The sequence below is a fragment of the Rhabdothermincola sp. genome, from assembly GCF_036846205.1.
Classification (GTDB): Bacteria; Actinomycetota; Acidimicrobiia; order Acidimicrobiales; family Acidimicrobilacustridaceae; genus Rhabdothermincola.
The window spans coordinates 1-11,626 of record NZ_DAIUCK010000099.1 but is presented as its reverse complement, the minus strand read 5'-3'; the positions used below and the strand labels follow the sequence as shown (position 1 = coordinate 11,626).

11 protein-coding genes and 1 pseudogene are annotated in these 11,626 nt (G+C 71.1%); 3 read left to right on the top strand and 9 right to left on the bottom strand.

All coding sequences use genetic code 11. The annotated features are described in order from the left end of the window. The 3 genes and pseudogenes from V7004_RS13035 to V7004_RS13025 form a co-directional block, all read right to left on the bottom strand. A pseudogene (locus V7004_RS13035) lies at nt 1-414 on the bottom strand (hypothetical protein); the annotation flags it as partial. 69 nt (nt 415-483) lie between these two features. Then, complete coding sequence (locus tag V7004_RS13030) at nt 484-1,647, bottom strand: hypothetical protein (RefSeq protein WP_334144494.1); 1,164 nt, start codon at nt 1,645-1,647, stop codon at nt 484-486. Beyond that, the gene (locus tag V7004_RS13025; protein WP_334144493.1) at nt 1,640-1,984 is read right to left on the bottom strand and encodes a PEP-utilizing enzyme; all 345 of its coding nucleotides are present in this window, start codon (nt 1,982-1,984) and stop codon (nt 1,640-1,642) included. The genes V7004_RS13030 and V7004_RS13025 overlap by 8 nt, the downstream gene beginning before the upstream one ends. An 84-nt stretch (nt 1,985-2,068) precedes the next feature. Between V7004_RS13025 and V7004_RS13020 the strand changes: the two genes are divergently transcribed. Both V7004_RS13020 and V7004_RS13015 read left to right on the top strand, forming a co-directional pair. Then, nucleotides 2,069-2,452: an SCP2 sterol-binding domain-containing protein gene (locus V7004_RS13020; RefSeq protein WP_334144492.1), complete on the top strand. Its 384-nt coding sequence runs from the start codon at nt 2,069-2,071 to the stop codon at nt 2,450-2,452. Between the two features lie 13 nt (nt 2,453-2,465). Then, the gene (locus tag V7004_RS13015) at nt 2,466-3,302 is read left to right on the top strand and encodes a DNA-formamidopyrimidine glycosylase family protein (RefSeq protein ID WP_334144491.1); all 837 of its coding nucleotides are present in this window, start codon (nt 2,466-2,468) and stop codon (nt 3,300-3,302) included. A gap of 6 nt (nt 3,303-3,308) precedes the next feature. Here V7004_RS13015 and V7004_RS13010 read toward each other — a convergent pair whose 3' ends face one another. The 5 genes from V7004_RS13010 to V7004_RS12990 all read right to left on the bottom strand — a co-directional run bounded on the left by V7004_RS13010 (nt 3,309) and on the right by V7004_RS12990 (nt 10,458). Beyond that, nucleotides 3,309-4,295, bottom strand: coding sequence for a malate dehydrogenase (locus V7004_RS13010; RefSeq protein ID WP_334144490.1), 987 nt, complete (start codon nt 4,293-4,295; stop codon nt 3,309-3,311). 100 nt (nt 4,296-4,395) lie between these two features. Beyond that, nucleotides 4,396-6,252 carry an ABC transporter ATP-binding protein gene (locus V7004_RS13005; protein ID WP_334144488.1) on the bottom strand — a complete coding sequence of 619 codons (1,857 nt, stop codon included), beginning with the start codon at nt 6,250-6,252 and terminating at the stop codon, nt 4,396-4,398. Next, a complete protein-coding gene (locus V7004_RS13000; RefSeq protein ID WP_334144486.1) occupies nt 6,249-8,030 on the bottom strand; it encodes an ABC transporter ATP-binding protein in 1,782 nt (593 codons plus the stop codon). Before V7004_RS13000 ends, V7004_RS13005 begins: the two co-directional genes overlap by 4 nt. A 7-nt stretch (nt 8,031-8,037) precedes the next feature. Continuing rightward, complete coding sequence (locus V7004_RS12995; protein WP_334144485.1) at nt 8,038-9,462, bottom strand: aldehyde dehydrogenase family protein; 1,425 nt, start codon at nt 9,460-9,462, stop codon at nt 8,038-8,040. Between the two features lie 75 nt (nt 9,463-9,537). Then, the gene (locus V7004_RS12990) at nt 9,538-10,458 is read right to left on the bottom strand and encodes a 50S ribosomal protein L11 methyltransferase (protein WP_334144484.1); all 921 of its coding nucleotides are present in this window, start codon (nt 10,456-10,458) and stop codon (nt 9,538-9,540) included. A 111-nt stretch (nt 10,459-10,569) separates the two neighbouring features. Here V7004_RS12990 and V7004_RS12985 point away from each other — a divergent pair, with 111 nt between their 5' ends. After that, complete coding sequence (locus V7004_RS12985) at nt 10,570-10,956, top strand: PqqD family protein (protein WP_334144483.1); 387 nt, start codon at nt 10,570-10,572, stop codon at nt 10,954-10,956. Nucleotides 10,957-11,046: 90 nt separating this feature from the next. On the opposite strand, the gene V7004_RS12980 is transcribed toward V7004_RS12985, so the two are convergent. Continuing rightward, nucleotides 11,047-11,538 (bottom strand): hypothetical protein, encoded by a 492-nt coding sequence (locus tag V7004_RS12980; protein WP_334144481.1) that lies wholly within the window; start codon nt 11,536-11,538, stop codon nt 11,047-11,049. Nucleotides 11,539-11,626 lie beyond the last annotated feature (88 nt).

Sequence of the window (11,626 nt, the reverse complement as noted above, 5' to 3'; positions counted from 1 at the left end):
ACCCGGTGGAGGTGGGGGCGGCGTAGCCGCACCCGGTGGAGGCGGTGGCGGCGCCACACTGCTCGGTGGGGGCGGCGGTGCAGCCGCTCCAGGAGGCGGCGGTGCAGCGGCACCCGGTGGGGGCGGTGGCGCAGCGGCACCCGGTGGAGGCGGGGGCGCGCTGCGCAGCGCCAGGTCCAGGCGAACCCCCTGTGCCTCGAGGGACTGCAGGTCCGCCAGCACCCGCTGGACATCGGCCTGCTGGGCCTCGCTCAACCTCCCGGTCCGCTCCAGGAAGGTGAGCACACCCAGATCTCGCAGCAGCGGCTCGGCCCGAGCAGCGCTGGGCGCACCGCTGCCGCTGCCGGAAAGGCCCTGGTTGATCTTGCTGCTGAGGCTGTCAGCGCCCCGCTTGAGGTCGTCCATGAAGCCCACAGGTGCTCCCTTCCTCGAAGCTTCCACGAACCGGACGACCGGACATTAGCGGTGCGCCCGTCTCAGCGGTCACGACGGGCGGATGAGCGAGTAGTAGTCGCCGTCGCCGCCGAGCTCCACCTCGTCACCCGTGAGAGCGGAGAACAGTTCGTACAGCGGCTCGGGGACCGCCTTCGGAACGGACCAGTCGAGTCGATCCGCCACCCCGGCCGCTTCGGCGAAGGGTCGCAGGAAGGTGAAATAGACGTAGGCGCCGGCGCGGATCATCTCATCACGGCTCATGGCCACGATGTTGCGGTAGTGGCGCGCCTGCACGGTACGGACGGTCGACACCAGCGCGTCCATCTCGTCGAGGGGGACCGGGGCCAGGGACCCGTCCGGGGTGTCGGTGGTGAACAGCCCGAACCCGCTGAGATGGCCGAGGTAGTCCTCCGGGACGGTGACGCAGGAACCGAAGTCGGAGATCCGTACGTCGACCCCGTCGAGCACCAGGCCGGCCGTGAGGTTCTGGTAGGGCATGCCGGCGGCCACATCGGACCACCAGAAGTCGCTGTGGCCCAAGCGGTAGAAGTCGCGCACCAGCAGGACCCGCCCGTCGGGCAGCACGTACGGACCGGTGTCGCCCGTGCCCACTCGGGTATCGAAGTAGAGGAGGAACAGGTAGTTCACCAGCGTGGCGTTGAACCGCCTGACCCGGCTCCGCTGCTCCTCGTCGGCGATCGGCTGGGCACCCTCCACGAGGGTCTGCACGATGTCGTCGCCGTAGGGCCGGACGACACCCCCGGCATCCCATGCCTGGCGGGTGCCGTCACCCCCGCGGAACGCCATCGCCGCCCGCTCCCAGAACTCGAGGACGGTGCGGGCCGCATGGGGGTCGTCGAGACCAGGATCGATCGCGGTGAGCGCCTTGCGTCCTGTCAGGTAGAAGTTGGCGATCGACCACAGGTGGACGGTGTTGATGGTGCTCCCAGGTCGCCGGCCGGCCCGTCCGATCTCCTCCGCGGGCATGGCCGCGTCGATCGCCTCGATCATCGCCGGGTACCGGTAGAACGTCTCGGCACAGGCCACGACGATGTACGCGGTGACGGGGATGAGCTGTGAGCGGTACGACGTGCGCTCCGCCGTCAGGGCCTGGGCGATCGGGCTGTGGTAGGCGATCAGTCGGTTCGCCTCCTCCAGGTCGTGCTCGCAGTCGCGGTGCCCCGGTGGTCTCGGCCGTGCCGGATCAGCCACGGAGGACGCCTTCGGCCCCACTGCAGTCGAGCTCCACCATGCTGCCCGGTTCGGGTTCGCGACCCACGAAGGTGGCGCCCATGATGCACGGCACGTGGAACTCCCGGCTCACGATCCCGATGTGGCTGCGCGGGGTGCCTCCGGTGCAGACCACGCCGGCGAGCTCGTGGAAGATCGGTGACAGGAAGGTGGCGCCCGCGTCGCGCACCAGCGCGATCACGCCCTCGGCGCCGGAGTCCATCAGATCGAGCACGTCGTCCGGGCCTGTCATCGGCTGCCACCGCCCCGACACCGCCGGGGCGTCGAAGACCTTCACGCCCCGGGCGACCTCCTGCATGGCGGGTGATCGTACTGCCGTTGCGCAGCCCCCGGGGGCCGGCGAACGGTCGTGAGGCGAGGAGCCCGTGTCTAGCCTGGCCAGGTGCTGCGATTCCTGTCTGACGAGTGGCTCGCCGCCCTCGAGCGCGCCGCGGAGGCGGCCACCGACGCGGTCGATCCGGACCTCGACATGGTCATCCAGCAGGTGGTGACCGACGATGACGGGACGGAGGTCGCGTACCACCTCGTCCTGCGCGGCGGGCGGGTCCGGGCGCACCGCGGGCGGGCCAGCGCACCGACGGTGACGTTCATCACCGATCGCGACACGGCTGCCCGGATCAACCAGGGGATCCAGAGCGCGCAGGCCGCCTTCATGACCGGGGGCTTGCGCATCGGCGGCGACATCCGAGCGCTGGCGTCGCAGCAGGCTTCCCTCGCCGGCCTCCAAGACCTCTTCGGGGCGCTCCGAGCCGAGACGAGCTACTGAGGGGACGAGCGCCGTGCCCGAGCTGCCAGAGCTGCAAGCGCATGCCGAACGTCTGACGGCCGCCGTCGGCGGTCGGGTCCTCGAGCAGTTCCAGGCCATGTCGTTCACCGCGCTCAAGACCGTGACCCCGCCGCCGGAAGTGGCCTTCGGTCACCCGCTCGTCGCGGTCAGGCGGCGCGGCAAGTACCTGTTGCTCGACATGCAGGCCGCGACCTTCGTCGTGCACCTCATGCAGGGCGGGCGCCTCCGTCCCGACAAGAAGCTCGCCTCGAGGCCACGGGGCGCGCTGGCCCGCTGGCTGTTCGCGGACGGCAGCGGGTTGTTGCTCACCGAGGCAGGCAGGGAGAAAAGAGCAGGCATCTGGGTGATCCAGGACGACCCGCTTCTTCAGGACCCCCTCGCCGACCTGGGACCCGAGGCGGACGCCGTGTCGCGCGACGAGCTCGAACGCCGCCTGCGCCGTGTCTCCAGGCGCGTCCACGGCTTCCTGCGCGACCAGCGGTGTATCGCCGGGATCGGCCGCCGGCTGGCCAACGAGATCTGCCACCGGGCAGGCCTGTCGCCGTTCGCCAACACCGCGAACCTCGGTCCGGACGACATCGATCGGCTGCATGCGGCGATCCGCCGGTGCATCGAGGAGCCGCTGGCCTACGAACGTGATCGCGACGACATGAGCCACTCGAAGGAGCGGCCGGGCGCGGTCCACCATCGTGAAGGCCAGCCGTGCCCGGTGTGCGGCGACACCATCCGCTCGGTGTCCTACTCGACCTACACGGTCAACTACTGCCCGGCCTGTCAGACCGCGGGCAAGGTCCTGGCCGACAACACCACCAGCAAGTTCCTCAAGTAGCCACGATCAGATGAGACCGAGCTCGACCACCGTGTCGCGCTCCTCGATCAGCTCGGCGACACTGGCGTCGAACCGCTGGCGGGCGAAGTCGTCGAGCTCGAGACCCTGCACGATCTCCCACTCGCCGGCGGAGGTGGTGACCGGGAACGAGCAGATCAGCCCTTCGGGCACCCCGTAGCTGCCGTCGGAGGCCACTGCCATGCTCACCCAATCACCGCTCGGGGTGCCCAGCACCCAGTCGCGCATGTGGTCGAGCGCGGCGTTCGCGGCCGAGGCGGCGCTCGACAGCCCCCGGGCCTCGATGATCGCTGCGCCCCGCTGCTGCACCGTGGGGATGAAGTCGTCCTGCACCCATCCCAGGTCGTCGATGACCTGGTGCGCGTTCACGCCGTCGATCTCCGCAGCGAACAGGTGCGGGTACTGGGTGGCCGAGTGGTTCCCCCAGATCGACACCTTCTTCACCGACCGGACCGAGCGACCCGCCCGCTTGGCGATCTGCGCCACCGCCCGGTTGTGGTCGAGGCGGGTCATGGCCGTGAAGTGGCGCCGCGGCAGGTCGGGCGCGTTGTTCATGGCGATCAGGCAGTTCGTGTTCGCCGGGTTCCCCACCACCAGGACCCGCACGTCCTTGGAGGCATGGTCGTTGAGGGCCTTGCCCTGGACGGTGAAGATCGCCCCGTTGGCCTCGAGGAGGTCTTTGCGCTCCATGCCCTTCGAACGAGGCCGGGCACCGACCAGCAGCGCATAATCGGCACCGCTGAACGCCTCTGCCGGCTCGTCGGTCTGGTTGATCGACTCGAGGAGGGGGAAGGCGCAGTCCTCGAGCTCCATCACCACGCCCCGCAGGGCGTCCATGGCTGGCGTGATGTCGAGGAGCTGGAGGATCACCGGCTGATCCGGGCCGAGCATCTGGCCGCTCGCGATGCGGAACAGGAGGCTGTAGCCGATCTGGCCAGCGGCTCCGGTGACGGCAACGCGCACGGGATCGTTCACGGGATTCCTCCAAGTCAGGGCATCGCGACCGGTCGGGGCGGAGCCGAATCTAGCCACCGGCCCCACGGGGCGAAAAAGCCGCCCTGCCGGCCGTCAGTCGTCAGGAACCGTCGCGCCGGGTGTTGCCGAGCCAGCTCTCGTAGAGCTCGGCGTACCGCCCGCCCGAGGCCACCAGCTCGGCGTGCGAGCCCTGCTCCACGATGCGTCCCGCGTCGAACACCAGCACCACATCGGCCGCCTCGGCGGTCGACAACCGGTGGGCGACGCTGACGGTCGTCCGCCCCTGCGCCAGCCGGGCGAGCGCGGTGGTGATGGCTCGTTCCGTCTCGGGGTCGACGGCGGAGGTGGCCTCGTCGAGGATGAGCAGGCCCGGGTTGGCCACCGCGGCGCGGGCGAGGGCGACGAGCTGGCGCTCGCCCACCGAGAGGTGCTCACCGCGCTCGCCCACCATGGTGTCGAGCCCGGCCGGGAGTCGGGCGAGCCACTCGTCGAGACCCAACCGGCGGAAGACCTCCTCCACCTCGCCGTCGCCTGCGCCTGCCCGACCCATGCGCACGTTCTCACGGATCGAGGTGTCGAAGAGGAATCCGTCCTGGGGGACCAGCCGGATCGCGTCGTGGCGCGACCCGGGCGCGACCTGGCGCAGATCGACACCGCCGACGAGGATCCGCCCGTCCGTGGGATCCGCCAGCCGGCAGAGGAGCTTGGCGAAGGTGGTCTTGCCCGATCCGGTCTCGCCCACCACGGCGACATCCGCGCCGGCGGGGATCTCGACCGACACCCCGTGCAGCACCCGGCCGCCCTCCCGGTAGGCGAACGACAGGTCCTCGACCCGCACGTCGAGCGGTCCCCCGGGGAGCGCCACCCCGGGGTCGGGCTCGGGGACGTCGATCGGCAGGTCGAGCACGTCGAGCACCTTGCGCCAGCCCGAGAGCGCGGTCTGCGTCTGGTCCAGGATCTCCCCCAGCTCGGCGATGGGACCGAGGATGAGGTTGACCAGGAACAGGCAGGCCACGAGGCTCCCGACGTTGAGCCCCCAGCCCGGGCCGAACCACGCCCCGGCGGCCACCACGGCCGCGAGCGCCGTGCCGCCGAAGATGTCCCCGAGCGGGAACAGCAGGGCGAAGTAGCGGGCTGCTCGCACCTCGCTGCGGTACTGACGGTCGATGGCGCCGTGCACCCGTTCGCGGACCCGCCCACCGATGCCGTAGGCGCGCACGACGCCGGCTCCCATGATGCTCTCCGAGATGGCGGACATGGTCTCGCCGACACGGGTGCGCACCTGGTCGTAGGCGCGCAGCTGCCTGCGCTGCAGGGCCCGCATGACCGGCAGCATCGGCGCGAACACCACGATCACCAGCAGGGCGACCTGCCACGAGTACACCGCCATCACGGCGAGCACGCCGAGGATCACGATCGTGTTCACGATCCAGGCGATGCCGCCCCACTGCGCGAACCGGGCGATGGTCTCGATGTCGCTGGTGACCCGCGCCGTGAGCACCCCCCGCTTGGCCTCGTCGTGGTCCGCGACGGAGAGCCGGTGGATGTGGGCGAAGGCGCGCACCCGCAGGCTGCGCAGCATGGCTTCCGCGGACTGGACCAGCCTGATGTAGGTGATGCGGGAGATCGCCATCACCGCCACCACCACCAGGAGGGTGACCCCGCACGCCGACAGCACGAAGCCGGCTCGCAGACCGCCCGACCCGGTGACCCCTTCGTCGAGGATCTGCTGGATGAGCACCGGTACCGCGATGCGGCCCACCGCGCCCGCGAGGGCCATGAGCACCGTGAAGCGCAGGCCTCGACGAAGCTCGGGGGAGATGGCCAGCCCGCGTCGGAGGACCTGTACGGCGCCGCCGGTGGCCCCCGCCGCGTCCCCGCCGCGGAGGTGGGCTTCGATGTCGTCGAACAGCCCCGATTCGGGATCGAGCTCCTGTTCGTCGGCGACGGCGGTCATGGTTCGCCACCTGTCTCGTACGCCCGCACGATCGCTTCGTACGCGGGAACCGACAGCAGCTCCTCATGCGTTCCGGTGGCGATCACCCGACCGCTCTCGAGCAGCACCACCCGATCCGCGAGCCCGATGGTGGAGACCCGGTGGGCGACGACGAGAGTGGTCATGTCGAGCGCGCGGCGGAGCCCCTCGAGGATCTCCGCTTCCACCACGGGGTCCACCGCGGAGGTCGCGTCGTCGAGGACCAGGACCCGGGGTCGGCGGAGCAGGGCTCGGGCCAGCGCGACCCGCTGGCGCTGGCCGCCCGAGAGGGTGACACCCCGCTCCCCGACGACGGTCTCGTAGCCGTCCGGGAGGCGGGAGATGAACTCGTGCGCCTGCGCCACCCGGGCAGCCTCGATGAGCTGTCCCTCGCTGACCTCGTCGCCGAGGGTGATGTTCTGGGCCACGGTGTCGGCGAACAGGAAGGTCTCCTGGAACACCAGGGCCACGGCTCGGCGGAGCTCGGTGGGCTCGACCCACCGCAGGTCGACCCCGCCCACGGACACCGTGCCGGAGAGCGGGTCCGCCATCCGTACCAGCAGCTCGCACAGGGTCGTCTTCCCCGCACCGGTGGCACCGACCAGGGCCACGATCTCGCCCGGGTCGACCCGGAGCGACACCCCCTCCAGGACCCGGTGCCCGCCGTAGGCGAAGCTGACGTCGTCGTAACGCACCCCGAGGGGCCCCGCCGGCAAGCAGCGGGAGGCCGAGCGCTCGGCCTCCGGCGCGCCAGGCTCGGCGAGCACCCGGTCGAGGCGCGCGGTGGCCACGACGCATCGCGGCAGCTCCTGGAGGAAGAACCCCACCACCCGCATCGGGAACGCGAGCAACCCGAACAACGCCATGGCCTGCACGAGCTCGCCCTCGTTCAGCATGCCCTGGCTGAGCTCCCAGCTCCCGATGAGCAGGAGCAGGATGATGCCGATGTTCGGGATGGCGTCGATCGCCGGCTCGAACAGGGCACGGATGCGACCCACCCGCACACGGGCATCGAGAAGCCGGTCCGCGGCCTCGTCGAGTCGGGCCACCTCATCGTCGGAACGCCCGAGGGTCTTCACCACCAGCGCGCCGTCGAAGCTCTCGTGAGCAATGCGCGAGACCTCCGCCACCCGCCGCTGCACCACGGCCACCGGCCGCTCCACCGCCGTGGTGTACACCCGGTTGAGCAACGCCAGGAGGGGGAAGAGCAGGACGGCCACGAGGGTGATCAGTGGGTCCACGAGCAGCAGGCTGATCAGCGCGAACACGATCAGCACCATCACGCCGAGGCTGAAGGGCAGCGCGTTGAGCACCTCGGTGGCTGCCAGCACGTCGCTGTCGGCGTGGGCCAGGAGCTGCCCCGTGGGCGTCGCCCGGTGGTACCCGAGCGGCACCTGCAGGTAGCGGTCGGTCACCTCGCGCCGCAGATGGGCCTGGGTGCGGAACGTCGTGAGTGCCGCGAAGTACCGCCGCAACACGATCGAACCGGCGCGCAGGAAGGCGATCAGCAGCAGCGCCACGGCGGCACCGACGACCGCGGAGCGACTGACCCCCTCACCGAAAGCCGGGACGATCACCTGGTTGGTGACCCGCCCGAGTACCACGGTCGTGCCCACGGCCGCCATCGCGTACACGGTGGCGCCGATCAGGCTGACGGCGAACGTGCGGCGCTGGCGGCGCGCGTGGCGGAGCACGACGCCCATCCCGCGGCGGAACACCCGCCCACCCGCCTCGGCGGGCACCTCCGTCGTGGCGGTCACGGGCCGATCAAGCCGGGAGCTGGAGGGACTTGTACTCGAGGAACTCCTCGAGGCCGAACCGGCCCAGCTCCCGCCCGTTGCCCGACTGCTTGTACCCGCCGAACGGCGCGAGCAGGTTGAACCCACCTTCGTTGATGTTCACCTGACCGGTTCGCATCCGCCGGGCGAACGCCTTCGCGCGCTCGACGTCGGCCGACTGCACCGCCCCAGCCAATCCGTAGATGGTGGCGTTGGCGATCTCGACCGCCTGCTCCTCGTCGTCGTAGGGCATGATCGCCAGCACGGGGCCGAAGATCTCCTCCCGCGCGATCGTCATGTCCGGGGTGACGTCGGCGAAGACCGTGGGCTGCACGAAGTACCCGGTGTCGAGGCCCTCGGGCGGATCGACACCGCCGGTCACGAGCGTGGCCCCCTCGTCGATGCCGGTCTGGATGTAGGCCCGCACCCGATCGCGCTGGGTGGCCGAGACGAGCGGGCCGAGCCTGGCGTCGGAGTCCGCCGGGCCCACGGTGACGCTCTCGGCCGCGGCCTTGGCCAGGGCCACCACCTGTGCCTGCATGCCGCGGGGGACCAGCATCCGGGTGAGCGCGCTGCAGGTCTGGCCCGAGTTCAGGAAGCAACCCGAGATCACGCCGGGAGCGACGCAGGCGTCGAGGTCCGCGTCGTCGAGGATCACGTTGGCGGACTTCCCCCCGAGCTCCAGGTGGACCCGCTTGACGGTCTGCGCGCCGAGCTCGGTGACCCGCTTGCCGGCCCGGGTCGAGCCCGTGAACGACACCATGTCGACGTCCGGATGAGCGGCGATGGCCTCGCCGACCACCGGGCCGGTGCCGGTGACCAGGTTGAACGTCCCTGCGGGCAGGCCCACCGCGTCGATGATCTCGGTGAGGATGAAGGCGTTCAAGGGTGTGACCTCGCTGGGTTTGAGCACCACGGTGCAACCGGCAGCGAGGGCGGGGGCGACCTTGGCCACGATCTGGTGGAGCGGGTAGTTCCACGGAGTGATCGCTCCGACCACCCCCACCGGTTCGCGGATGACCAGGGAGTTGCCGACCCGCTCCTCGAACGGGAAGTCCTCGAGGATCCGGACGTGGTTGGCCATGTTCGCCGCCGGCAACCCTGCCTGGATGGCGGTGGCCAGCCGGATGGGCATGCCGAGCTCTTGGGAGATGCAGGCCGCGATCTCCTCGCTTCGCGACCGCAGACCCTCCGCGATGCCCTCGATGTGCTTGCGGCGCTCCTCAGGGGATGTGAAACCCCAGGTCTCGAAGGCGGCGCGAGCCGCCTCGACGGCGCGATCGACATCCGCCGGCGTCCCCGCCGGCACGCGCCCGCAGACCTGCTCGGTGGAGGGGTTGACGACCTCGATCGTCTCGCCGCCCTGGGACGGCACCCAGGCACCACCGATGTAGAGCTGATCGAACTCCTTCACGCGAGAACCCCCCGGGATCGCCGGCCGCGGAAGGCGGCCGGGTCGGCAACCAACGCTACCGGTGCGGGTCGGGGATCACCGATCCGGCGATCCCCGCTCCCCGACCGGAGATCCCGAGGGGGCCGGGGACCCGGCCGGCCGGCACAGCACCAGCAACCCCCACCCGTCGCGACCCCGGCGCTCCGCCCGTTCGGGGAACGCATGGGCGTGGGCAGCAGCCACCTGGTCCACCTGCTCGTCGAGCATCCCGCTCAGCACCAGCCGGCCGCCCGGCGCGACCCGGGCCGCCAGCGGCCCGGCGAGGTCGACGAGCACCGAGGCCCCGATGTTCGCCAGCACGAGATCGAAGACCCCGCGAACCTGCTCCAGGCTGGCGCCGTCGCAGTCGATCCGCGCCCCCACGCCGTTGCGCCGAGCGTTGGCGATGGTCGCCTCCACCGCGTGGGGGTCGATGTCGATCGCCCGCACCTCCGACGCGCCCGACAGGGCCGCCGCCACCGACAACACCCCCGAGCCGCAGCCCACGTCGAGCATCCGGGACCCGGGCCGGGTGAAGCGCCCGACCGCTTCCAGCATCAGCCTGGTCGTCACGTGGCTGCCACTCCCGAAGCTGCGGCCGGGATCGATCCGCAGGTGGCGACGCTCGGTACCGACCCCACCGCAGGCCCCGACGCCCGGTGCGGCCGAGGTGGCTGCCGGTGCCCACCAGGCCGGCTCCACCACGAACGGGCCGGCCTCGACCGGGCGCGCATGACGCTTCCAGGTGTCCAGCCCGGCCCCGGGATCGAGGTCGGCGACGACCGGATCGAGCTCGGAGACCGCGTCCAGGACGGCTTCGAGCCGGTCGGCGGGCACGGCGGCCAGCAGCGCGCAGCGGGCGCCGCTTGCCACCGGGCATTCCTCGATCCCGGCGGCGCCCGCGCCCCATAAGGCGCCTGACACGATGTCCACCGCAGTGGCATCCACCTCGACACGGACCTGTCTCCAACCCTGCACCGCGATCGAGCCTACGAGGACGAGGAGGTGCTGGATGGATGCGGGGGCCACCGGTAGCGTTGGGCGCCCCTGGCTGGTGACGGCCCGTGCCCCCGAGGAAAGGCATGCCCCGTGACGGATCAACGCTTCCGGGTCAACGCTCCCTCGGTCATCCACGAGACGCTCGGCGACGAGGTGGTGATCATCAACCTCGCTGCGGGCACCTGCTACACGCTCGCCGGCCTCGGCGTGCAGATCTGGCAGGCGCTCGCGAGTGGCGCATCCACGGACGAGGTCGTGGCCCAGGTGGAGGCGAGCTACTCCACCACCCGGGTCGGCGCCCTGGAATCCGTGTCTGCGTTCATCGATGACCTCGTCACCGAGGGCCTGCTCACCCCCCACGACGTCATCCCGGTGGAACCCCCGCGCCGAGTCTCGGCGGGCACCCCGGGGGCGCGGTTCGAGGTCCCGATCATCGATCGGTTCACAGGCGTGCAGGAGCTCGGCAACCTGCTCTGACCCCACTGCCGGGTCGAGCCCGCTCGCGAACGGCTCCGCCCCGGGCGGGTTGAGCGAGTGGGCGCGCTCGACCGGCTGGTGCGCGGGCGATCAGCGGGTGGGTACCGCTCCGCGGCGGCGAGCGGCCAATGCCAGCAGCCCGCCGGCGGCGACCAGCACGATGCCGACCCGCAGCAGTGTCTCCGTCGTGCCGGAACCGGTGCGGGGCAACACGCTCGGCGAGGTCGTCGGGGTGACGGCCGTGCCGACGGTGATCGAGGTGCTGAGCACCTGGGTGGCGCACCCGGTCGCGCTGACCTGGTAGGTCCCGGTTGGCGTCCCGGCGGGAACGGTGAACGAGCCCGAGAAGCTGCCGTCTGACCCAGCGGTGACCGTGGCCACCGTCTGGCCGTTGAACTGGATGGTGACCGAGGCGCCGGCCTCGCAACCGCGACCGGTGACTCGGACGGTGTCGCCGGGATCGACGTTGGGCTTGTCGACGGTGATGCCCGGCTGGGGCGGGTAGTCCTGGGCGTGGGCGGGCGCGGCCAGCCCGACCACGGCGAGCACCAGCGCGACCAGCACGAGTGAACGACGGATCATCAGACGAGCCTCCTCCCGAGCGACCTCCGCCCTCCCGAGAGGCTAGCGCACGGTGGGTCCGCGCTCGCTACCCACCGCCCTCCCACAT

What these genes read in the sequence shown, in the direction of transcription:
- V7004_RS13005 (WP_334144488.1), bottom strand. Translation starts at nt 6,252, where the DNA reads ATGACCGCCGTCGCCGACGAACAGGAGCTCGATCCCGAATCGGGGCTG.
- V7004_RS12980 (WP_334144481.1), bottom strand. Translation starts at nt 11,538, where the DNA reads ATGATCCGTCGTTCACTCGTGCTGGTCGCGCTGGTGCTCGCCGTGGTC.
- V7004_RS13025 (WP_334144493.1), bottom strand. Translation starts at nt 1,984, where the DNA reads ATGCAGGAGGTCGCCCGGGGCGTGAAGGTCTTCGACGCCCCGGCGGTG.